Annotated in this window: 21 protein-coding genes; 13 read left to right on the top strand and 8 right to left on the bottom strand. The window is 74.7% G+C overall.

All coding sequences use genetic code 11. The features are described 5' to 3' along the window. The first annotated feature begins 31 nt into the window (after positions 1–31). Both KPF22_RS26775 and KPF22_RS26770 read left to right on the top strand, forming a co-directional pair. Complete coding sequence (locus KPF22_RS26775; protein ID WP_062399970.1) at positions 32–901, top strand: LysR family transcriptional regulator; 870 nt, start codon at positions 32–34, stop codon at positions 899–901. Further along, positions 898–1,797 carry a serine hydrolase gene (locus KPF22_RS26770; protein WP_178374644.1) on the top strand — a complete coding sequence of 300 codons (900 nt, stop codon included), beginning with the start codon at positions 898–900 and terminating at the stop codon, positions 1,795–1,797. Before KPF22_RS26775 ends, KPF22_RS26770 begins: the two co-directional genes overlap by 4 nt. A 6-nt stretch (positions 1,798–1,803) precedes the next feature. Here the strand turns inward: KPF22_RS26770 and KPF22_RS26765 are convergent, their stop codons facing one another. Further along, positions 1,804–3,033, bottom strand: a complete 1,230-nt coding sequence (locus KPF22_RS26765; RefSeq protein ID WP_224403637.1) for an amidohydrolase — start codon at positions 3,031–3,033, stop codon at positions 1,804–1,806. A 178-nt stretch (positions 3,034–3,211) separates the two neighbouring features. On the opposite strand from KPF22_RS26765, the gene KPF22_RS26760 reads away from it, so the two are divergent. From KPF22_RS26760 to KPF22_RS26725, 8 genes are all read left to right on the top strand, one after another. Further along, positions 3,212–4,405, top strand: a complete 1,194-nt coding sequence (locus KPF22_RS26760) for a hypothetical protein (RefSeq protein WP_208822155.1) — start codon at positions 3,212–3,214, stop codon at positions 4,403–4,405. Between the two features lie 49 nt (positions 4,406–4,454). Then, entirely contained in the window at positions 4,455–6,191 is a 1,737-nt protein-coding gene (locus KPF22_RS26755) for a lipopolysaccharide biosynthesis protein (RefSeq protein WP_224403636.1), read from the top strand. Positions 6,192–6,389: 198 nt separating this feature from the next. After that, complete coding sequence (locus KPF22_RS26750; RefSeq protein WP_208822161.1) at positions 6,390–7,235, top strand: 3-hydroxybutyryl-CoA dehydrogenase; 846 nt, start codon at positions 6,390–6,392, stop codon at positions 7,233–7,235. A gap of 127 nt (positions 7,236–7,362) precedes the next feature. Then, positions 7,363–9,525, top strand: a complete 2,163-nt coding sequence (locus KPF22_RS26745; RefSeq protein ID WP_224403635.1) for a molybdopterin-dependent oxidoreductase — start codon at positions 7,363–7,365, stop codon at positions 9,523–9,525. A gap of 82 nt (positions 9,526–9,607) precedes the next feature. Further along, complete coding sequence (gene fdxA / locus KPF22_RS26740) at positions 9,608–9,922, top strand: ferredoxin (RefSeq protein WP_208822167.1); 315 nt, start codon at positions 9,608–9,610, stop codon at positions 9,920–9,922. After that, complete coding sequence (locus KPF22_RS26735) at positions 9,919–10,893, top strand: NAD(P)/FAD-dependent oxidoreductase (protein WP_208822169.1); 975 nt, start codon at positions 9,919–9,921, stop codon at positions 10,891–10,893. Before fdxA ends, KPF22_RS26735 begins: the two co-directional genes overlap by 4 nt. Beyond that, positions 10,890–11,360, top strand: coding sequence for a CBS domain-containing protein (locus KPF22_RS26730; protein WP_208822172.1), 471 nt, complete (start codon positions 10,890–10,892; stop codon positions 11,358–11,360). The genes KPF22_RS26735 and KPF22_RS26730 overlap by 4 nt, the downstream gene beginning before the upstream one ends. A gap of 22 nt (positions 11,361–11,382) precedes the next feature. Then, a complete protein-coding gene (locus tag KPF22_RS26725) occupies positions 11,383–12,318 on the top strand; it encodes a helix-turn-helix domain-containing protein (protein ID WP_224403634.1) in 936 nt (311 codons plus the stop codon). Positions 12,319–12,357: 39 nt separating this feature from the next. On the opposite strand, the gene KPF22_RS26720 is transcribed toward KPF22_RS26725, so the two are convergent. Beyond that, positions 12,358–13,167 carry an alpha/beta fold hydrolase gene (locus tag KPF22_RS26720; protein WP_224403633.1) on the bottom strand — a complete coding sequence of 270 codons (810 nt, stop codon included), beginning with the start codon at positions 13,165–13,167 and terminating at the stop codon, positions 12,358–12,360. Between the two features lie 33 nt (positions 13,168–13,200). Beyond that, positions 13,201–14,673, bottom strand: coding sequence for an NAD(P)/FAD-dependent oxidoreductase (locus KPF22_RS26715; protein ID WP_224403632.1), 1,473 nt, complete (start codon positions 14,671–14,673; stop codon positions 13,201–13,203). Positions 14,674–14,814: 141 nt separating this feature from the next. On the opposite strand from KPF22_RS26715, the gene KPF22_RS26710 reads away from it, so the two are divergent. Further along, positions 14,815–16,536 (top strand): sigma-54-dependent Fis family transcriptional regulator, encoded by a 1,722-nt coding sequence (locus tag KPF22_RS26710; RefSeq protein WP_208822182.1) that lies wholly within the window; start codon positions 14,815–14,817, stop codon positions 16,534–16,536. Positions 16,537–16,546: 10 nt separating this feature from the next. Here the strand turns inward: KPF22_RS26710 and KPF22_RS26705 are convergent, their stop codons facing one another. Beyond that, the gene (locus KPF22_RS26705) at positions 16,547–17,437 is read right to left on the bottom strand and encodes an alpha/beta fold hydrolase (RefSeq protein WP_224403631.1); all 891 of its coding nucleotides are present in this window, start codon (positions 17,435–17,437) and stop codon (positions 16,547–16,549) included. A gap of 38 nt (positions 17,438–17,475) precedes the next feature. Here KPF22_RS26705 and KPF22_RS26700 point away from each other — a divergent pair, with 38 nt between their 5' ends. After that, a complete protein-coding gene (locus tag KPF22_RS26700; protein ID WP_224403630.1) occupies positions 17,476–17,877 on the top strand; it encodes a hypothetical protein in 402 nt (133 codons plus the stop codon). Positions 17,878–17,924: 47 nt separating this feature from the next. On the opposite strand, the gene KPF22_RS26695 is transcribed toward KPF22_RS26700, so the two are convergent. Next, the gene (locus KPF22_RS26695) at positions 17,925–18,998 is read right to left on the bottom strand and encodes a tartrate dehydrogenase (protein WP_224403629.1); all 1,074 of its coding nucleotides are present in this window, start codon (positions 18,996–18,998) and stop codon (positions 17,925–17,927) included. A 104-nt stretch (positions 18,999–19,102) separates the two neighbouring features. Here KPF22_RS26695 and KPF22_RS26690 point away from each other — a divergent pair, with 104 nt between their 5' ends. Further along, on the top strand, positions 19,103–20,041 hold the full coding sequence (locus KPF22_RS26690) for a LysR family transcriptional regulator (protein WP_208822190.1): 939 nt from the start codon (positions 19,103–19,105) through the stop codon (positions 20,039–20,041). On the opposite strand, the gene KPF22_RS26685 is transcribed toward KPF22_RS26690, so the two are convergent. The 3 genes from KPF22_RS26685 to KPF22_RS26675 are packed head-to-tail and all read right to left on the bottom strand — an operon-like array spanning position 19,998 to position 22,175. Next, positions 19,998–20,702 (bottom strand): TIGR02206 family membrane protein, encoded by a 705-nt coding sequence (locus tag KPF22_RS26685; protein ID WP_208822192.1) that lies wholly within the window; start codon positions 20,700–20,702, stop codon positions 19,998–20,000. The genes KPF22_RS26690 and KPF22_RS26685 overlap by 44 nt on opposite strands. A gap of 7 nt (positions 20,703–20,709) precedes the next feature. Continuing rightward, complete coding sequence (locus tag KPF22_RS26680) at positions 20,710–21,177, bottom strand: cupin domain-containing protein (protein ID WP_208822194.1); 468 nt, start codon at positions 21,175–21,177, stop codon at positions 20,710–20,712. 14 nt (positions 21,178–21,191) lie between these two features. Continuing rightward, positions 21,192–22,175, bottom strand: coding sequence for a DUF808 domain-containing protein (locus KPF22_RS26675; RefSeq protein WP_224403628.1), 984 nt, complete (start codon positions 22,173–22,175; stop codon positions 21,192–21,194). Between the last annotated feature and the right edge of the window lie 111 nt (positions 22,176–22,286).

Raw genomic sequence — 22,286 nt, 5'->3', positions numbered from 1 at the left:
TGTGATAGCCGTTCGATATGGGGCGAGGCCGGTGGACCTGCTGCGGCACCTGACGTTCTTCGTCGCCGTCGCCGAGGAGCGGCACTTCGGGCGGGCCGCCGCCCGGCTCGGGATGACGCAGCCGCCGCTGTCCCAGGGCCTGCGACGGCTGGAGGCGAGGCTCGGCACCCCGCTGTTCGACCGCGGACCCGGCGGCGTCTCCCCGACGGCGGCCGGTCGCGACCTGCTTCCCCGCGCCCGTGCCCTGATCGAGGACGCCGCGGCGCTCGGCCGCGCCGCCGCCCGGCACGCCGAGGCGGCCCGGGTGCTGCGGCTCGGCGTCGTCGCCGACCTCGGCCCTGCCGCCACCGCCCGGCTGGCGGTCCGCGCCGCCGCCGCGACCGGCCTGCGGGTCGCGCCGACCGTGGCGACCACCGTCGCGCTGGTCGACGCGGTGTCGGACGGGACGGTGGACGTCGCCGTCGTCGCGCACCCGACGGTGCTGGAGTCGGCGCGGGCCGGGCCGGTCGTCGCGCTGCCGACCGAGGTCCTGCTGTCCGCAGGCCACCCCGCTGCGGCCGGGCCGGGGCCGGTGGTGCTGCGCACCCTGCGCGGGACGGCGCCGGCCACGGCACCGCGGGCGCACGCCCCGGCCGCCCACGACCTGCTGCTCGACACCCTCGACGCCCGCGGGTGCCCGGCCGGCCCGGCCGACGCGGCGTCCCCGGCGGAGGCACTGGCGCTGGTGGCGACCGGCGCCGCGTTCCTCCTCACCGCCGATCCCGGCCTCGCCGGCGACGGTGTGGTCCGCAGGCCGGTGGCGGGCGAACCGGTGCCCTACCGGGTCCGGGTGGTGCACCGCGACGGCGTCCCGGACGGCCTGGTCGGGGCGCTCGCCGACGCGCTGCGGGAGGGTGCGTGACCCCGGCCGCGGAGGTCCGCGCGGTGTTCCGCGACGCCGGGGTGCGCGGCTGGCTGCACGCCCGCCCGGTCACCGGCGACGGGACCCGCCCGACGGCGCGCGAGGTCGGCGTCGGCGCGCACGTGCCGGTCGTGATGGCCTCGGTCTACAAGGTGTTCGTGCTGGTCGCGTACTGCCGGGCGGTCGACGCCGGCACGATCGACCCACGCGAGCCCGTCGTCGTCCCGGTGCGGCGCACACCCGGGATCACCGGGATCTCCGCGCTGGCCGACCCGGTGACGATGAGCTGGCGGGACCTGGTCACCTCGATGGTGACGGCCTCGGACAACGCCGCGGCCGACGTCGTCCACACCCGGGTGGGGCGCGATCGGGTGGCCGCGCTGCCCGCCGAGCTGGGCCTGGGCGGCACCCGGATCCGGGGCGGCACCGACGACGTGTTCGCCGACCTGCTCGCCGACACCGGTACCGACGACGTCGCCGCGGCCTTCGGGGTGCTCGCCGACAACGACGTCCCTGTCGAGACCCGCGCGCTCAGCCCGGTCTACGGCTCCTCCACCACGGCGGCGGACACCACCGCGCTGCTCGGGCTGCTGTGGCGCGGCGAGCTCGCCTCGGACGGGTCCACCGCGTTCGCCCGCCGGGTGCTCGGCGCCCAGATCTGGCCGCACCGGCTGCGTGCCGGGTTCCCCGCGGCGGCACGGGTGGCGGGCAAGACCGGCACGGTCGGCGCGGTCCGCAACGAGGTCGGCGTGGTGACCTACCCGGGGGAGCACCCGGTCGCCGTCGCCGTCTACACCCACGCCGCGCGCAGCGATGCCGCCGTCCCGCGGGCGGACGCGGCGATCGGGGCCGCCGCGCGGGTCGCGGTACACGCGCTGCGCGCCCCCGCCCTCTGACCCCGGTCAGCCGACCGGCAGCCACTCCCGCGCCGCCGCGACCAGCGCCGCGACGCCGACCGACAGCGTCGGCTCGACCACCGGCGCGTAGCGGGGGGAGTGGTTCGACGGCAGCGACGCGGTCCGCTCCCGGATCTCCGCGACGGTGCCCGCGCCCTCGAACGCGGCCGGGTCGGCCCCGCCGAGCAGCCAGTACACGCACGGCACCCCGGCGGCGACGGCGAACCGGCCCACGTCCTCGCTGCCGGTGACCGGCCCCGGGTCGACGACCGGGAGCGGGGTGACCGCGGCCAGCGCGGCCCGGGTGCGCTCGGCGGCGTCGGTGTCGTTGACGACCGGCGGGAAGGACTCCAGCAGCCGGATCTCGGGGTCGGTCGGCGCTCCGGAGGCCGCGGCCTCGCCACGCACGGTGCGCTCGATCCCGGCGAGCACCCGGTCCCGGACGCCCGGGGTGTAGGACCGCACGGTCAGGCCCAGCTCGGCGGAGTCGGGGATGACGTTCTCCTTCGTGCCCGCCCGCAGCATGCCGACGCTGAGCACGGCGGTCTCGGTCGCGGCCACCTCCCGCGGCACGACGGTGTGCAGGCGGAGCACCGTCGCGGCGGCGAGCAGCACCGGGTCGACCGTCGTCTCCGGTCGCGAGCCGTGCCCGCCGGAGCCGTGCAGGGTCACCCGCACGGTGTCGCTGCCCGCGAAGGCCGGGCCGGCGGCGAGGGCCAGCAGCCCCGCGGGCAGCGGCGCGACGTGCTGGCCCAGCACGACGTCCGGGGCGCCGAAGCGGGCGAACAGACCGTCGTCGAGCATCGCGTCGGCGCCGGCGCCGAACTCCTCGGCGGGCTGGAACACCACCAGCAGCATGCCCCGCCAGCCGTCGCGGGCGGCGGCCAGCTCGGCCGCGGCGCCCACCAGACAGGTGACGTGCATGTCGTGCCCGCAGGCGTGGGCGACGGCGGTCTCCTCCCCGTCGCGGCCGAGGGCGCGGACGGTGCTGGCGTAGTCCAGGCCGGTGTCCTCGGCGACCGGCAGCGCGTCCATGTCGGCCCGCAGCAGCGCGGTCGGGCCGTCGCCGTTGCGGAGGACCCCGACCACACCGGTGCGTCCGACCCCCTCGGTGACGTCGTAGCCGGCGTCGCGCAACCGGGCTGCGGCGATGCCCGCGGTGCGGGTCTCGGCGAAGGACAGCTCGGGGTGACGGTGCAGGTCGCGGTACAGGTCGGCGAGTTCGGCGCTGCTCACCCGAGTGAACCTAGGCGGCAGGCGCCGGAGGCGGCTGGGCCGGACGAGGTCCCTCCGATGCCGTCACACGGACCGGTGAACCCGCCATCACGGGGACAACCACAGGACCGGTCGAGTTAACCGTTTGTTCAAGAGGGTCCTATCATTCGCTCATGGCGCAACCTTTCGGGACGAGTCGGTGACCCTCGAGGAGACACGGCGCGGCGCACCTGTCGCGGCCGACCGCTGGCGCGGTCTGGCCGTGTTCGTCGTGCGGTCGGCGGCGGCGCCCCTGCTCGACGAGGCCGTCGCCGGTGTCGCCCGCGGGCTGGAGATCCTCGACGTCGTCGTCCTGGACGACGCGCAGGTCGCCCGGGTCCGCGGCACGCTGCCCGCGCCGGCGTCGCGCCCGGTCCCGTCCGGTGCGCCGTACGCCCTGATCGTGGCCTGCGACGTCGTCGCCCCGGTCGGGACGTCGGGCGTGCGGGCGGTCGCCGACCGGGTCGCCGCCGTCCTGGACTACACCGACAAGCGGGTCCTGCGCCGCGTCCCGCCGCGGGAGCACTACCTTCCGGTGCAGGCGTCGTCGTCGCCGGAGCACGCCCTCGCCCTGCTGGACGCGCTCGGCGATCCGGGGATCCTGCCCCGCATCGCCGGACCGGTCGAGGATCTCGGCCGCCGGTGTGCGATGCCCTTCCCGGTCGTGCGGATGCTCGGCGGCACCTCGCCCGGGTTCCGCGCCCGCGTCGCGCTGGTCCACCACCCGGTGCACGGGCCGTCGGTGTGCAAGGTGTTCCGGCCCGGGGCGCACGAGGCCTACGACCGCGAGCTGCGGGCCCGCCTCGACCTCGGCGACCTGCCCGAGGTCCCGGAGCTGCTCGAGCACGGCCCGAACTGGCTGCTCACCCCGTTCTACGGCGACACCGGCCGGCACGTCGTGCGCCGCCTGCCCGGCGAGCTCGCCCAGCTGCGCCCGGAGGTCGTGCGCACGCTGCTGCGGTTCTGCCGCGACCTGCACGAGCGTGGCCGCTTCGTGCTCGACCTGTCCCCGCACAACCTGGTGTGGGACGAGCGGGCCGGGCTGAAGGTCCTCGACCTGGAGTTCGTCCTCGAGTACCCGGGCGAGCCGCCGGCGTGGTCGGACTGCTGGAGCCTGCGCGGCGTGCCGCCGGCCTACCGCGCCTCGGTCGAGGGGCTGCCCGACCTGGTGCTGACCCGTGGCGTCGGCAACTCGGTGTTCCACCCGGCGATCTCCGGGATGCGCCGCGCCCGGCTGCTCGCCGAGCCGCGCCGGGGCGAGGCCGCGCACAGCGGGGCCACCCAGCTCGCCTGGTTCAGCGCCCTCGGTACCGTCGGGCGGTTGCATCCCGCACTCCGCGGGAAGCGACACTGACGGCGCGACCCCCGACGCGCCGACCCGCCCCGACGACCGGAGGACCCGCGTGACCGGACCCGGTGGCGACCTGCCCGACGACCCGACCCGGCCGCTGCGGCCCGTGCCCCCGGAGCCCGCACCGGCCCCCGGCCCGACGGGTGGGACGGGTCCGTCGGCATCGTCCGGGTCGTCGCTGACCGCGCGGACCGCGCGCGGGTTCGCGTGGGCGTTCACCGGCACCGTCGGACAGGCGGTGCTGCAGATCGGCGCCACCGTCGCGCTGGCCCGGCTGCTCACCCCGGAGGAGTTCGGTGCGGCCGCGGCCGCGCTGCTGATCGTCGGGCTGACCCAGCTGGTCACCCAGCTCGGCGTCGCCGCCTCCCTGGTGCACCGCAAGGACCTCGACGACCGCGACGTGACGGCGGCGTTCTGGTTCTCGGTGCTGGTCGCGGCGGTGTTCGCCGCGGTGCTGGCCCTCGGCTCGCCGGTGATCAGCCCGCTCGTCGGGCTCCCGGCCGACTCAGCGCTGCTGCCGCTGCTGTCGATCGCGCTGCTGTTCGCGGGGGCCTCGGCGACCCCGCTCGGCCTGCTCCAGCGCGACCTGCGGTTCCGTTCGATGGCGACGGTCGACCTGCTCGCGGCGGGCCCGGCGCTGATCGGGGTCAGCGTCGTCCTGGCCGCGGCCGGGTTCGGCGCCTCCGCGCTCGCGTTCGGCGAGATCGCCGCCGCCGTCGCCAAGTGCGCGGGCTACCTCGCGCTGACCCGGCCGCGGTTCCGCCCCGAGGGGCCCACCGCGAGCTGGGGCCGGCTGCGGCCGCTGCTCGGCTACGGCGCCGGGTTCTCCATCGCCCAGCTCGGCAACTGGTTCGCGCTCAACGCCGACAAGCTCGTCGTCGCCAACGCGCTGGGTACCGGTCCGCTCGGTGTCTACGGCCGCGCCTACAACCTGCTCTCCGAACCCGCGAACATCATCGGCGGTGCCGCCGACAAGGCACTGTTCCCGGCGATGGCCCGGGTCCGCGACGACGGCCCCCGCCTGCGCGCCGCCTACGTGCGCAGCGCGAGCCTGGTCGCGCTGGTCACCGCCCCGGCCGCGGTGCTGCTCTGCGTGCTCGCCCCGGAGGTCGTCCGGGTGCTGCTCGGGGCGCAGTGGGACGCCGTCGTACCGCTGGTGCAGCTGTTCGCCCTGGTCCTGCTGCCGCGCACCTCGTACAAGATCAGCACCTCGCTGACCCGGGCCACCGGCGCCGTCTACCGGGCGGCCTGGCGGCAGTGGCTCTACGCCGGCTACGTCGTCGTGCTCACCGTGACCGGCGGGCTGCTGTGGGGCCTGGTCGGCGTCGCGGCCGGGGCGTCGCTGGCGATCGTCGTCCACTTCCTGGTGATGCTGCAGTTCTCCGCACGCGTCTCGCCCGGCCTGATGGGTGCGGTGCTGCGGATGTACGTCAAGCACGTCCCGGCGCTGGTGCTGACCGTGGCCGCGACCTGGGGCGTGGCGGTGCTGGTCCGCCCGCTCGGGATCGACCTGGTGACCCTGGCCGCCGCGGCCCTGGCCGGCGGGGTCGCGTCGGTCGGCACGCTGGTCGTGCTGCGCGGCCGCTTCGCCGCCGAGCTGTCGGTGGTGCGGAGCCTGCGCGGGGGCGGCGCGCCGCGCGGGCCGAGGCCCGACCGCCCGGCCGACGCGGCCGCTCCGGCGGCGACCGGGGGCCGTCGTCGCCTCCCCGACGACGCCACCGTGCAGCTGCCCGCCGTCGGTCGCGGGGACGCGCCCCGCGCCGTGGGGCACCCGGCCGACCGTCGCTGAGCCGACGGCCTGCTCCGGAGCGGGGCGGCGTCCGGGGCCACCGCACGCGTGCGGGGCCGCCGCACCGGCCGCACCGGCGGAGTGAGGCCGGGCACCCGTCGTCGCGCCGGGTTGTGCCCGGCCCCCCGCCGACGGAAGTCTCGACGGTTCGACCGCGTCCCGGAGATCCCGGGACGCGCAGAGGGAACTGAGGTGCTCATGGAGCGCGTAGGCGTCGTCGGCTGCGGTCAGATGGGATCCGGGATCGCGGAGGTCGCGGCACGGGCCGGGTACGGGGTGCGGGTCGTCGAGACCTCCGCCGCCGCGGTGGAGGCGGGCCGGGCCCGCCTGGAGTCGTCGCTGGCCCGGGCGGAGAAGCGCGGCCGGATCGACTCCGCCGAGGAGGTTCTGACCCGCCTCGAGGTCGTCGAGGGGCTGGACGCGCTGGCCGACCGGGAGCTCGTCGTCGAGGCGATCGCCGAGGACGAGGCGCTCAAGACCGGCGTCTTCCGGGAGCTGGACCGGCTCGTCACCGACACCGGCGCGGTGCTGGCGTCGAACACGTCGTCCATCCCGATCATGAAGCTGGCGGTGGCGACGAAGCGTCCCGAGCAGGTCGTCGGCATCCACTTCTTCAACCCGGTGCCGGTGCTGTCGCTGGTCGAACTCGTCCCGAGCCTGATGACCTCCGAGGACACCCTGGCCCGGGCGCGGACCTTCGTCGAGGAGGGTCTGGGCAAGAAGGCGATCGACTGCCAGGACCGCGCCGGCTTCGTCGTCAACGCGCTGCTGGTCCCGTTCCTGCTGTCGGCGATCCGGATGATGGAGTCCGGCTTCGCCACCGCCGAGGACATCGACGAGGGACTGGTCCGCGGCTGTGCGCATCCGCAGGGCCCGCTCGCGCTGTCCGACCTGATCGGCCTGGACACCGTGCAGGCCGTCGCGGAGTCGATGTACGCGGAGTTCAAGGAGCCGCTGTACGCGCCGCCGCCGCTGCTGGCCCGCATGGTCGACGCCGGCCTGCTCGGCAAGAAGACCGGGCGGGGCTTCCACACCTACGCCTGACCGGGCGTCCCGGGGGGCGCGATTGTGCTCCCCGGGACAACGTCAGTGCTCCCGGTGCCAAGACCGGCGCGCGGCGGGCGACCAGTCTCGTGGGCGACGCCATCCCACCACGAGGCGAGGAGCACCCATGACCGCGACGCACGAGGCCCCGGCCACGCCGCTGACCGAGAAGGTGGTCAAGGCCGCCTGTCCCCAGGACTGCCCGGACACCTGCGCGATGCTGGTGACCGTCGACGGCTCGGGGACGGCGACGTCGGTCGTCGGCGACCCGGACCACCCGTACACCAACGGCGGCCTCTGCGTGAAGGTCAACAACTACCTCGACCGCGTGTACGACCCGGGCCGCGTGCTGTTCCCGATGCGCCGGACCGGTCCCAAGGGCAGCGGCCGCTTCGAGCGGATCACCTGGGACGACGCCGTCACCGAGATCGCCACCCGCTTCAGGGCCATCGCCGACGAGCACGGTCCCGAGGCGATCATGCCGGTCAGCTACCTGGGCACCCAGGGCATCCTGAACGGTCTCAACGTCGGCGACCCCTTCTTCGCGAAGCTGGGCGCCACCGTCGCCGAGCGCACCTACTGCGACTCCGGCTCCTGCACCGCCTACGCCATGACCATCGGCGACACCGCCGGGGTGGACCCGGAGAGCCTCGTGCACTCCAAGTTCATCCTGGTGTGGGCCTGCAACATCATGAGCACCAACCTGCACCTCTGGCCCTACATCGCGAAGGCGAAGAAGAACGGCGCGAAGGTCGTGGTCGTCGACCCGGTCCGCACCCGCACCGCGGCCGCGGCCGACCAGCACATCCCGATCCGCCCCGGTACCGACGGCGCGCTCGCGCTGGCCATGGCGCACGTGATCATCGCCGAGGGCCTCACCGACGACGACTACATCGCGAACCACACCGTCGGCTACGACGAGTTCGCCGAGCGTGTCTCCCGCTACACCCCCGAGTGGGCCGAGACCGAGACCGGCGTGCCCGCCGAGACCATCCGGGTGCTCGCCCGCGAGTACGCCGGTGCGCAGCCGTCGGTCATCCGGATCGGCGTCGCCGTCGAGCGGCACGCCGGCGGCGGCCAGACCGTGCGCGCGCTGTCCTGCCTGCCCGGCCTCGTCGGTGCCTGGCGCAGGCCCGGCGGCGGCATCCTGCAGCTGCCGCTGTGGGCGTTCCCCGTCAACTGGGGCGCGTTCATGCACCCGGAGATGCTCACCCCCGGCACCCGGGTCATCAACCAGTACCGGCTCGGTGCCGCCCTGGCCGGTGACCTGCCGGCCGGCCCGCCGATCAAGGGCCTGATGGTCTACAACTCCAACCCGGTCGTCACCACGCCCGACCAGGACCGGCTGATCAAGGGCCTGGAGAGCGAGGACCTGTTCACCGTCGTGTCGGAGCAGTTCATGACCGACACCGCGGAGTACGCCGACATCGTCCTGCCTGCCACGACGCAGCTCGAGCAGGACGACATCATGTTCTCCTGGGGTCACCTGTTCGTGACCTACAACCACCGGTCCATCGAGCCGCTGGGCGAGGCCGTCCCGAACACCGAGATGTTCCGCAGGCTCGCCGCCGCGATGGGCTTCGACGACCCGGTCTTCCGGCGCACCGACTCCGAGATGATCGCCGAGGCGTTCGACTGGTCCCACCCGCACATGGAGGGGATCACCGTCGAGTCGCTGAAGGAGAAGGGCTGGCAGCGGCTCAACGTGGCCCCGCCGGAGGCCTACGCCCCGCACGCCGAGGGGAACTTCCCGACGCCGTCGGGCAAGGCCGAGTTCGTCTCCGCCGCCGCGGCGGCGGGCGGCAACTTCGTGGTCCCGCTGTTCCGGCAGGGTTCCAACGACCACCAGCCCGGCCAGCCGGTCGACCCGCTGCCGCACTACATCCCGCCGCGCGAGTCCGCCGCGTCCGACCCGGAGCTCGCCGCCCGCTACCCGCTCAACCTGCTCACGCCGAAGTCGCACGCGTTCCTGAACTCGAGCTTCGGCAGTCACGAGTTCCACCGCCGCGTCGCGAACGAGCACACCCTGATCATCCACCCGGACGACGCCGCCGCCCGCGGCATCGCCGAGGGGGCTCCGGTGCGCGTGTTCAACGACCGGGGCGAGTTCACCGTCGTCGCGTCGCTGCAGGACACCGTGTCCCGCGGGGTCGTGGTGAGCCCGATGGGCGGCTGGCGCAAGAACTCCAAGGCCGGCGCCACCCTGGCCGCGGTCAACCCGACCGTGTTCGGCGACCTGGGCAATGCGCCCACGTTCTCCGACACGCTCGTCGAGGTCGAGACCGCCTGAGCCGCACGGCCCGGCCGGATCGCCCTTCTCGGCCCGGCCGGGCCGTGCCCCACCCCGACCGTCCACATCGGAGGAAAGACTCGTGGCCTACGTCGTCACCGAGGCCTGCATCGACATCCAGGACCGCTCCTGCATGGAGGAGTGTCCGGTCGACTGCATCTACCCCGGCGAGCGGATGATGTACATCCACCCCGACGAGTGCGTCGACTGCGGCAAGTGCATGCCCGCGTGCCCCAGCGAGGCCATCCACTGGGAGCACAAGATGCCCCCGGAGCACCAGGACTTCGTCGAGGCCAACGCGCTGTTCGTGCGCGAGCAGGGCTTCTCCGGCGGCGGCGAGGACGCCGATCCCGCCGACGGCGACCACCCGATCGTCGCGCAGCGGAGGCCCCGATGAGCGGCGAGCTCACCGCCGACCTGGTCGTCGTCGGCGCCGGGCCGACCGGGCTCTACGCCACGTACTACGCGGGCTTCCGCGGGCTGTCCGTGGTCGTCGTCGACGCGCTCGACCAGCTGGGCGGGCAGATGTCGGTGCTCTACCCGGAGAAGCCGGTGTTCGACGTCGCGGGCTTCCCCCGGGTCCGGGCGCAGGACCTGGTCGACTCCCTGGTCGAGCAGGCCGCCCTGGCCGAGCCGACCTACCTGCTCGGGCACGACGCCGTCGAGCTGGAGCAGTTCGACGACGGCGTCGCCGTCACCACCGACCGCGGCGTGCGGGTCCGGGCGGGTGCGCTGCTGGTCACCGGCGGCATGGGCCGGTTCACCCCGCGCCCGCTGCCCGCGGGCGGCGACTTCGTCGGGCGCGGGCTGCGCTATGCGGTGCCGCGGCCGGCCGATCTGACGGGCAAGGACGTGCTGATCGTCGGCGGCGGGGACTCCGCGGTGGACTGGGCGCTGTGCCTGGAGCCGCTGGCGGCGTCGGTGACCCTGGTACACCGCCGCGAGGCCTTCCGCGCGCACGAGCGCAGCGTCACCGAGCTGCGCGCCTCGTCGGTGCGGATCCTGACCCCCTACGAGGTGTACGACGTCCGCGGCGACGGCCGCGTCTCCGAGGTCGACGTGTCCGGCCCGGACGGCGTCGAGACCCTGCGGGTCGACGAGATCGTCGCCGCGCTGGGGTTCAAGGCCGACCTCGCGGCCCTGTCGAGCTGGGGGATCGGGATGAGCCGCCGGCACATCGCCGTCGACCGGTCGATGCGCACGACGCTGCCCCGGGTGTTCGCGGCCGGGGACATCACCGACTTCGAGGGCAAGGTCCGGCTGATCTCGGTCGGTTTCGGCGAGGCCGCGCTGGCGGTCAACAACCTCGTCCCGCTGGTGCGCCCCGACCTCCCGGTGGTGCCCGGACACTCGAGCGACGCGGCATGACCGGCGCGGCGCCCGACCGGTCCGGAGCGGGGTGGGCCCACGGCAGCACCGGCGCGGCGATGATCGGACACCCCCGCACGTGCGGGCGCACCACCACGGTGCACCAGGCCCGGGAGGTGTTCCGCGACGATCACGTGCACGCACTGCTCGTCGTCGACCGGGGTGTGCTGCTGGCCGTGGTGGAGCGCGGCGACCTCGCCGGCCGTCCCGCCGCGGCGCCGGTCCGCTGGCTCGGCACCCTGGCCGGGCGCACCGTCGACCCCACCGCGCCGGCGACCGCGACGCGCGACCGGATGCGGGCCGGGGGGCGCAGGCGGCTCGCCGTCGTCGACGGGCACGGCCGGCTGCTCGGCCTGCTCTGCCTCAAGCGGTCCGGGGCCGGCTTCTGCACGGACGAGGGGGTGCGGGCCCGGGCGGCCGAACGTGCCGCGCGACGACGTCCTCACATCGGAGCAACACGTTCGTGACGTCCACGTGCCATGCTCGGGTATGGCATTGGTCACGATCGACACCACCACCGTGGCCGAGACCGACCGGCTGGACTTCTGGCGCGCGACGGTGTGCGACCAGTTCGTCGCGCTGGACGTGACACCGTCCACCACCGGGTTGGTCTCCGGACGGGTCACCGCCTCGTCGGTGGCCGGCACGCATCTGCGGCGGATCTCCTCGGTTCCGCACCGCTTCGACCGGACGATACGCCAGGTTCGCGCCGCAGACGAGGACTATCTGCAGATCGCGCTGGCCCGCCGTGGCCGCACACTCGTCGCGCAGGACGGACGGGAGGCGGTGATCGGCCCCGGCGAGTTCGTGATCTACGACAGCAGCAGGCCGTTCACCTTCGTCACCACCGACAGCTTCGAGTACCAGGTCTGCCTGCATCCCAAGAGCGCGCTGCCGCTGTCCCGGGCGGAGATGGCCGAGGCCACCGCGGTCGCCCTCGACGGCCGTCGCGGCGTCGGCGCGATGCTGCCGCCGCTGCTGTCCTCGCTGGACCGGGCGATCGGCGACGACGTCCCCGTGGCCGCGCAGGAGGCCGTCGCACGGACCATCGGGGATGTGTTCGTCGCGCTGGTCCGCAGCACCGTGCCCGCGTCCGCGCCGGAGAACCTGCACGTCGCGCGGGCCCGCGGGCACATCCGCGAGCACATCGCCGACCGCGACCTCGACCCCGCGGGTGTCGCCGCCGCCTGCGCGATCTCGGTGAGCTACCTGCACAAGCTGTTCGCCGAGGAGGGCACCACGGTGGCCGGGGCCATCCGCGAGGAACGCCTGCAGGGCGCGTGGACCGACCTGCGCCGGCCGGAGTCCGCCCACGTCGGGGTCGGCGCGATCGGCGCGCGATGGGGCATGCCGGACCCGGCGGCGTTCAGCCGGGCCTTCCGGAACCGGTTCGGGCGGTCCCCCAAGGCGCACCGCGAGTCCTGATGGCCGGCCGGGCGGGGAGGGTCCGCCCGGCCGCTCCGTTCAGATCCGCTGTTCGCCGAGGAACCCGGTGACCAGCTTCGTCAGGTCCTCGGGCCGCTCCAGGTGCATGCAGTGGCTGGACCCCGGCCCGGTGACCAGCTCGAACCGGGCGCCCGGGATGCGCTCGGCCACCGCGCGGGACTGCCAGTGCGGGGTCAGCAGGTCCTGCTCGCCGACCACGACCAGCGTCGGTGCCGTGATCGCGTCCAGCCGGTCGAGGGTGTCGTGCACGAGGTCGGCGTCCCACTGCTCGACGGTCACCTGCATCTGCGCCTCGTCCTGCGGGAACGCCGGCAGCAGCGCCTCCAGCAGGGCGCCCACGTTCGGGTCGTCGAGGGCCTGTGGGGAGAACGCGAGCCCCGACGCGGCCAGTGCGGACTCCATGTCACGGTGCACGTAGGGCAGGCGCAGCGCGGTGAGCACTGCGCGCTGGAAGCCGTCGGTGCGGCCCCAGGTGCCGTAGAGGACCTGCGAGGCGACCTGCTCGGGGCGGGCCAGCGCCATCTCCTGTGCGACGGCCGAGCCCAGCGACCAGCCGAGCAGGTGCGCGCGCGGGATCTCCAGGGCGTCGAGCAGCGCGGAGGTGTCGGCGGCCATCGAGCCGACCGTGATCGGCCCGGAGCCGCGGTCGCTGCCGCCCAGCCCCCGGTTGTCGACGGTGATGACCCAATGGGTCTGGGCCAGCCGGTGCGCGAGCTCGCCCCACAGCGGGATCGCGCCGGACGTACCCATGATCATGAGCAGGGGGTCGCCGTCGCCTGCGGTCTCGTAGTTCAGCTCGACGCCGGTGGACACGGGGATGCGGGGCACGGTGGTCTCCTCGGGGTGTGCGGTCGGTCGGGGTCAGCGGTACTGCAGGCCGTCGTCGAGGTCGGCCTTCGGCAGCTCGACCCGGTCGACGTCGTGCTCGTGCATGTGGGTCCAGGGCTCGCGGTCGCCCTGCCCGAACATGCGGTGCTGGGAGCGTCCGATGTAGCCGGGGTTGAAGTTGTCCTCCGAGACCCACGGCAGCCGGGGCATGTCGGCGTCCTGCGCCCGCAGCGTGGGCACGACGACCCGGTCCCCACGCTCGTCCATGCGCGCCAGGATGCGGCCGATCAGGTCGTTGACCAGGTCGATCCGCAGCGTCCAGCTGTGCCGGAAGTACCCGAAGGCGTAGGCCATGTTCGGGATGTCGCTGATCATCAGACCGCGCCAGGTGACGTGCCGGGTGAAGTCGACCGGCTCGCCGTCGACGGTGAAGGGGATGTCGCCGAACACCGCCAGGTCGAAGCCCGTCGCGGTGACGACGACGTCGGCCTCGATCACCTCGCCGGAGGAGACCTGCACGCCCTTCTCGGTGAACTCGGAGATGATGTCGGTGACGACCGAGGCCTTTCCCTCGCGCATCGCGGCGAAGAAGTCGCCGTCGGGCACGAACGCGATGCGCTGCTGCCACGGCCGGTAGCGGGGGACGAAGTGCTTCTCGACGTCGGTGCCCTCGGGGAGCAGCGGCCGGATGGACTCGACCAGGAACTCGTGCAGCGCGTCCGGGTCGTCGCGGCCGGTGGTCGCCAGCCAGTCGAGCTGCTGGACGTAGGTGCGGCGCAGGATCTCGTGGGTCCACTCGCCGGGCAGGTCGAGCGGCTCCAGCATCGTCGCGAGCTCGTGCACGGTCGGCGCCGGGAACCAGTACGACGGCGAGCGCTGCAGCATCGTCACGTGTTCGGCGGTCGCGGCCGTCGCCGGGACGACCGTCGCCGCGGTCGCGCCGGATCCGATGACCAGCACCTTCTTCCCCGTGACGTCGAGGTCCGACGGCCAGGACTGCGGGTGCACGACCGTCCCGGCGAAGCGCTCGGTACCCGGCCACTCCGGGGTGTAGGGCTCGTCGTGGTTGTAGTAGCCCTGGCACATCCACAGGAACGACGCGGTCATCCGCAGGGTCTCGCCGGTGTCGGTGCGCGTAACGTCCGCGGTCCAGAGGTTCTCCTCCGAGGACCAGCTCAGCGCGGTGACGCGGTGGTGGTAGCGGATGTGCCCGGCGAGGTCGTCCTCGTCGATGACCTCGCGGAGGTAGGACAGGATCTCCCCGCCCGCTGCGATCGACGGTCCCTTCCACGGCTTGTGCCGGTAGCCGTAGGTGAACAGGTCGCTGTCCGAGCGGGCACCGGGGAAGCGGTGCGTCCACCAGGTCCCACCGGGGGCGTCCTGGGCCTCCAGCAGCACGAAGCTCCGCCCCGGGAACTCCTCCCGCAGCCGGTGCGCGGCGCCGATGCCGGACACCCCGGCCCCGACGATCAGGACGTCGACGTGCTCGGTGGTCGTGGTGGCCATGGGGGTCCTCCCGGTGCAGGGGTGACGACGGTCACCCGACGCTAGGTCGGACCGGGCGCTCCACGGGTGTCCGAACTTCGGACAGCGACAGGTGTTGACCGGTGACGCATCATGTGATGACGAGCACAGAGAGGTGCATCGATGGGGGATCTGCTCGCACGCCGCCGCGAGCTCGTGTCCGCGCGGGCCGAGCTGCTCGACCGGCCCGACGTCGCGCTGCCCGGCGTGCCCGGCCACGTCGTCGCGTCGTGGCGGCGCAGCATCGCGGGCGGGGTGGACCCGGCGATGATCGTGAACCGGTTCCACCCCGACCTCGACACCGGCTCCCGGCTGGTCCGCTGCGCGCGCCCGGTGATGGAGCAGCTGGTCGAGCAGGTCGCCGGGATCGGGGTGTGCGTCGCGCTCACCGACCACCGGGCCCGGCTGCTGGTGCGGCTGGACACCGACGCGGTGATCGCCCGGTCCGCGGACGTCAACGCGTTCGCCGCCGGGTTCGGCTACGCCGAGGGCGCGGTGGGCACCAACGGGGTCGGGACCGTGCTGGAGTCCGGCCGGCCGGTGCACATCGTCGGCGCCGAACACTTCGTCGAGCAGCTCCACGACTACGCCTGCGCCGGCGCCCCGGTGCGCGACCCGGCGACCGGGCGGATCGAGGCGGTACTCGACCTGTCCTGCCGCGCCGAGCACTCCTCGCCGCTGCTGCTGTCGCTGGTGCGCTCCGCGGCCGCGCGCATCTCCGATGCCCTGCTGCACGACCGCGACCCCGCGCAGCAGGCCCTGTTCGACGCCTACGCCCGCACCGAGTCCCGCACCCGGCGGGCGGTGCTCGCCGTCGGGCGCCGCACGGTGCTGGCGAACACCGCGATGCAGACCCTGCTCGACGCGGGCGACCACGCCGCGCTCACCGACCACGCCCGGTTCCTGCTGCTCCGCGGCCCCGGCGTCGACGACCGGGTGGACCTGCCGTCGGGGACGCGGGCGCGGCTGCGCGGCGCGGTCGTCCCGGCCGGCGGGTCGGTCGCCGGCCTGGTGGCGGTGGTGACGCTGCTGCGCGAGCCCGACGGCGGCGGTCCCGCCGGACCGGTCACGGCGACCCCGCGGCCCGACGCCGGCGGGGTGAGCCCGGCCTGGCGGGCGGCGCGGGCCGCCGTCGCCGGGGCGCTGGGGGCGGGGGAACCGCTGCTGGTCACCGGCGAGCCCGGCTCCGGCCGGGCGCGGCTGGTCACGGACTCCTGGCCCGGCCCGGTCGTCGAGGTCGGCCCGGACGACGACGGCGCCGACCTCGACGACCGCGTCCGGCGGGCCGGGCGGCGGGCGCTGGTGCTGCTGCGCGACCTCGACCGGCGTGACGCCGGGGTGCCGCCCGCCGTCGCGCGCGGGGATCTGCCGACGGCCGGCACCCGCGCGGACACCGCCGTCCCCGACCCCGTCCGCGACGCCGTGCTGGCCCGGTTCCGGGTGTCGGTGCCGGTCCCGCCGCTGCGCGGCCGCCCCGGCGACCTCCCCGGCCTGGTCGCGGCGCTGCTCGCCGAGCTCGCCCCCGGTCGCGACGTGCGGCTGTCCGCCGGGGCGCTGCGGACGGTGAGCAGGCATCCGTGGCCGGGGAACGTGACCGAGCTGCGCGACGCGCTGACCGCGGCCCTGGGCCGGCGGCCGGTGGGTGTGGTCGAGGTGACCGACCTGCCCGAGTCCTGCCAGAGCGCGCCGTCCGGGACGCTGCGGGCGGTGGACCGGGCCGAGCGGGACGCGATCGTCGCCGCGCTGCGCGACACCGACGGGAACCGGGCCGCCGCGGCCGCGGCGCTGGGGGTGGCCCGGTCGACGCTCTACCGGAAGATCGCGCAGTACCGGATCACGGACTGAGCGGGCCGCATCACCCCGTCAGGAACGCGGTCAGCTCCCGCGCCACCTCCTCGGGGCGCTCCTCGGGCAGGTAGTGGTCGGCGTCCAGGGCCGTCCCGTGCACGTCCGTGGCGTAGCCGGCCCACACCGCGGGGACGTCGTAGGACCGCCCGACGAAGGAGTGCGCGCCCCACAGCGCCAGCAGCGGCGCGGTCACCCGCCGGCCGGCGTCCGCGCCGTCGTGGACGCGGTCGATCCCGGCCGCGGCGCGGTAGTCGGCGCACGACGCGGCGATCGCGGCCGGGTCGGCGAAGCAGCGGACGTACTCGGCGACGGCGCGGTCGTCGAACGGGGTGCCGCCGTGGTGGCGCGACCGCATCCGGGCGGTGATCCAGAACTCCGGGTCGCCCCCGATGAGCCGCTCCGGGATCCCGGCCGTGGCGGTGAGGAAGAACCAGTGCCAGTAGCCCAGCCCGAAGCCGGCGTCGGCGGTGTCGAAGGCGTGCCGGGTCGGGACGATGTCGAGCACCGCCAGCGCCGACACCGCGTCCGGTGCGTCGAGGGCCAGCCGGTGCGCGACCCGGCCGCCGCGGTCGTGCCCGGCGACGGCGAACCGGTCGAACCCCAGCTCCCGCATGACGGCGAGCTGGTCGGCGGCCATGGCGCGCTTGGCGTAGGCGGCGTCGTCCGGGCCCGGGGGCGGCTTGGCGCTGTCGCCGTAACCGCGCAGGTCGGTCGCGACGACGGTGAACCGGTCGGCGAGCAACGGCGCGACCCGGTGCCAGATCGCGTGGGTCTGCGGGTAGCCGTGCAGGAGCAGCAGCGGCGGCCCGGATCCGCCGGTCACGGTGTGCACCGCCGTCCCCGCCGCGTCGACCGTGCGGGCGGCGAACGGGGCGGGCAGCAGGGTCCGCGGGCTCATCGTGCCGGACCCCCGTGGGCTGGGGTAGGACGGGCGGCATGCCGCTGCCGGACCCCGTGCCGACCGACCCCGTGCCGACCGACCCCGTGCGACCCGGCGCCGCGCTGCCGGACACCGTCCTGCTCTGGGACGCCGACGAGGTCGCCGACCCGCCCCCGGAGCCCTGCTGCCTGGCCGGGACCGCGCCGGGCGACCGGGCCGTGGTCTACCGCACCGGGCCGGGCGGCGGCGTGATGGCGCTGTTCGCGTTCACCGGTCCCGCCGAGCCGCACCCCGGCGGGCGGCACGCGGCGGGCGTCGTCGTGCCGGTCGGACGGCCGGTGCCGCGGGCCGAGCTGCTGGCCGACCCGGTGCTCGCGCCGGTGTTCCGGCACCTGCGCGGCCGTCGCAGGCTGCCGCCCGACGCGGCCCGTCGCCTGGTCGCGCTCCTCGCGGGCTGAGCCGCGACGCCCGGCCGCCGGGGCGCGCCGGCCGGGTCCGGACGGGCTCATCCCCGCACGACCTCGGCGATCGCCGCGCCCAGCTCGGCGGTCGTCGCGGTGCCGCCCAGGTCCGGGGTGACGGTCGCGCCGCCCCGCCCGACGACCTCCTCGACCGCGGCCAGCACGGCCGCCGCGGCCTCGTGCTCGCCGAGGTGCTCCAGCATCATCGACCCGCACCAGATCTGGCCGACCGGGTTCGCGACGCCCTTCCCGGCGATGTCCGGTGCGGACCCGTGCACCGGCTCGAACAGGCTCGGGAACTCCCGCTCCGGGTTGATGTTCGCGCTCGGCGCGATGCCGATCGTCCCGGTGCAGGCCGGCCCGAGGTCGGACAGGATGTCCCCGAACAGGTTGCTGGCGACCACGACGTCGAACCGCTCCGGGCTCATCACGAACCGCGCCGCCAGGATGTCGATGTGGGAGGAGTCGACGTCGACGTCGGGGTACTGCGCCGCCATCGCCGCGACCCGCTCGTCCCAGTACGGCATGGTGATCGCGATGCCGTTGGACTTCGTCGCCGAGGTCAGGTGCCGGTTCGGGTGCCGCCGCGCGAGCTCGAAGGCGTAGCGCAGGATCCGGTCGACGCCGGTGCGCGTCATGACGGTCTCCTGGATCACGATCTCGCGGTCGGTGCCGGAGAACATCCGCCCGCCCACCGACGAGTACTCGCCCTCGGTGTTCTCCCGGACGATCAGCATGTCGATGTCGCCGGGGGAGCGGCCGGCGAGCGGGGCGGCGACGCCGGGCAGCAGCCGGGCCGGGCGCAGGTTGACGTACTGGTCGAAGCGGCGGCGGAACTGCAGCAGGCTGCCCCACAGCGACACGTGGTCGGGCAGCACCTCCGGCCACCCGACGGCGCCGAAGAACAACGCGTCGAAGCCGCGCAGCTGCTCGAACCAGTCCTCGGGCAGCATCGTGCCGTGCTCGAGCCAGTGGTCGGCGCTCGCGAAGCCGAACTCGGTGAACTCCAGCCCGATCCCGAACCGCTCCGCGGCCGCGGTCAGCACGCGGACGCCCTCCGGGACGACCTCCTTGCCGATCCCGTCGCCCGGGATGACGGCGATGCGGTGCGCGGTCATGTCGTGTCCTCCTCGACTCGGTTGCTTCTATCCTGATCGGCGAACCGGATGCGGTGAACCGTCGTCCGGACCGGACAGTCTTTCCGCAGGGGAAAGGAGTGGGTGTGGAGCTGCCCGAGTTCGACGACCTGCGCTTCTTCGCCGGGGTCGCCGCCGCGGGCACGCTGACCGAGGTGGCGCGCCAGTGGGGTGTGTCGGTGTCGGCGGTCAGCAAGCGGCTCGCCCGCCTGGAACGACGTCTGGGCGTCCGCCTGGTCAACCGGTCCACCCGGCGTCTCACCCTGACCGACGAGGGCCGCCGCTACGCCGAGGGTGCCCGCGACGTGCTGGGCCGCATCGACGACCTGGAGGACGAGATCGGCCGGCGTCGCTCGGGGCTGCACGGGCGGATCGCGGTGCACTCGTCGATGGGGTTCGGCCGGGCGCACGTCGCGCCGCTGCTCGGCACGTTCGAGGCGGCCAACCCGGACCTGCGCATCGACCTGGAGCTGTCACACCTGCCGGTCGCCGTCGGCGGGTCCGGCTACGACTTCGCGGTGCGGGTCGGACCGCTGCCCGACTCGCGGCTGCACGCCCGGGTCCTGCACCGCAACCGGCGCGTGGTGTGCGCGGCGCCGTCGTACGTGGGCCGCCGCGGCGCCCCGCGCACCCCCGCCGACCTGGCAGGACACGACTGCATCGTGATCCGGGAGAACGACACCGCCTACGCCCACTGGCGTTTCGGGACCGACGCCGACGCCGCCGGGGTCCGCGTGACGGGCGCGATGACCTGCAACGACGGCGAGGTCGCGACGGCGTGGTGCCGGGCCGGCCGCGGGCTGGTGATGCGCTCGCTGTGGCAGGTCGCGCCGCTGCTCGCGTCGGGGGAGCTGGTGCAGGTGCTGGCGGACATCCCGACCCCGTCGGCGGACCTGCTGGCGGTGCACGGTGCGGACCCGCCCCGGCGGGTCCGCGCGGTGCTCGACCACCTCGTCGACGGGCTGGCGGAGCGGCTGCCGGTCAGGCCGGCTCCCGTTCCCGCCGCCGCGTCCACGGCCACGTGATCGCCGCCCACCCCACCGCGACCAGCACGAACTCGACGACCAGGTAGACCGGCCACGGGCCCAGCAGGTCCAGCGCGGAGGCGTTGGTCGGCTTGTGGGCGAGGAAGCCGTAGTTGGTGCCCGCGGCCAGGTTGAACGGCAGCACCACCGCCGCCCAGGCGATCGTGGCCGCCAGCGTCACGGCCATCCCGCGCCAGGTCGGCCGCACCCCGGCGCCCCAGGTCAGGTACACCGCGGCCCAGGTCACCAGCAGGTGCAGCGCCCAGAAGTGCAGGAACGCGACGTGCGGGAAGTCGGGGGAGTCGGTGGCCGGGGTGAGCAGCGCCTGCGGGGTCAGCGTGAGACCCCAGTAGTACAGCGGCGCGCACGCCCACCAGCGCCGTGTCCACAGCGCGACCGCGGCGGTGACCCACGACAGGTCCGACAGCTGCAGCGGCAGCGAGATGTGCACGTCGAAGGTCTGCGGGGTCAGCAGCCGCAGCTGCAGCGGCACCAGCGCCGCGACGACCACGACGGCGAACGCCCGCGAGACGCCCGGCTCGGCGGGGGTGCCGCGCAGCCGTCGTCCCAGGGCCACCAGCGCGACGGCGCCGAGGACCCCGACGGTCAGCGCGGCCCAGTGGGTCGCGCCGTAGGGCACGAAGACGCCGGTGTCTCCCATCGCCCGATCATGACGGACCGGGCAGCGCCGCGAGCAACCGCCACAGCGGGCGCTGCACCGCGTCGGGGATCCCGGCGAGGGTGAAGTCCAGGTCGTGGGCGACGTTGAGCCGCGCGAGGCGGCGCAGCGGCGGCAGCCGCCCGGCCGTCGCCAGGATCCGGAACTGCTCCTCCAGGGCCCCGGCGGGGGTCTCGACGGTGCGCACGCGCACCGGGCCGTCGCCCCCGTTGCCGAACGAGTGCGTGACGCCGGGCGGCACCACGATCCCGTCGCCGGGGTGCAGCAGGCTCGTCCAGCCCCCGACCCGGACCCGCAGGACGCCCTCGAGCACGGTGAACGACTCGGTGGCGCCCCGGTGCCGGTGCGGCGGGGGACCGGCCACCCCGGGCGGTACGACGGCCTCGAACTCGAAGGCCGGGGCGCCGCTGTGCAGCACGTCGATCGTCTCGCCGGACGGCATCTCGATGCGGCTCACGGCGGCCTCCCGGGTCAGGCGCCGGCGGTCCCGGCGGCCTCGGCGTCGTCGTCGGTGTCGTTCTTCTTCCGCTTCGGCACCAGGTGCGCCACGGCGACGATCACCGCGCCGACCACGACCCCGAGGATCGCCGAGCCGACGGTGTTGGTGAGCCAGCCCAGGAACCCGCCCAGCGCACCGGTCGCGTCGGCGACGGCCACCTCCAGATGGTGCACCAGGTCGTAGATCGGGGAGAAGCCCAGCTCGTCCATCCCGACCAGCAGGATGTGCCCGCCGACCCACAGCATCGCCGCGACGCCGACGACCGACAGCGTCGTCAGCACGATCGGCATGGCCTTCACCAGCCCGCGCCCGAACGACGCGACGGGGCCGGAGCCGCGCTTCGCCAGGGCCAGGCCGGCGTCGTCCATCTTCACGATGAGCGCGACCGCGCCGTAGACGAGCGCGGTGATCGTGACGGCGACGACGGCCAGGATGATCGCCCGGGACACGATTCCCTCGGACGCCACCTCGTTCAGCGCGATGACCATGATCTCGGCCGAGAGGATGAAGTCGGTGCGCACGGCGCCGGAGACGACCCGGCGCTCGTTCTCCGCCGGGTCCGCCGCGACCTTCTCGTCGCGCTCCTCGGGGTGCTCGGAGTGCCCGGAGAAGTACTCCCAGAGCTTCTCCGCGCCCTCGTAGGCCAGGTAGCAGCCGCCGACCATCAGGATCGGGGTCAGCAGCCACGGCGCGAACTGGGACAGGATCAGCGCGACCGGCAGGATGAACACGATCTTGTTGATCAGCGAGCCCCTGGCGATCCGCCAGATGATCGACAGCTCGCGCTCGGGCTTGAGCCCCTGCACGTAGCGGGGGGTGACCGCGGCGTCGTCGACGACCACCCCTGCGGCCTTGGCCCCGGCGCGCCCGGCGGCCCCGGCGACGTCGTCGAGGGAGGCCGTCGTCAGGCGCACCAGCGCCGCGACGTCGTCGAGCAGGGCGAACAGTCCGCTCATCGGGTCACCGTCCGTTGCATGGCCGAATCCGTGCGCACGCGCGGAGCCTACGGTGCGGGCGGGACGAACGGGACCGAACCCGCCCGATCGCGGGGCTTGACCGTGCCGCGG

Origin of the sequence: Pseudonocardia sp. ICBG1034 (assembly GCF_020131375.1) — a bacterium.
Lineage (GTDB): Bacteria > Actinomycetota > Actinomycetes > Mycobacteriales > Pseudonocardiaceae > Pseudonocardia > Pseudonocardia alni.
The sequence above is the reverse complement of the archived record's forward strand: the minus strand, read 5'-3'. Positions and strand labels throughout refer to the sequence as shown.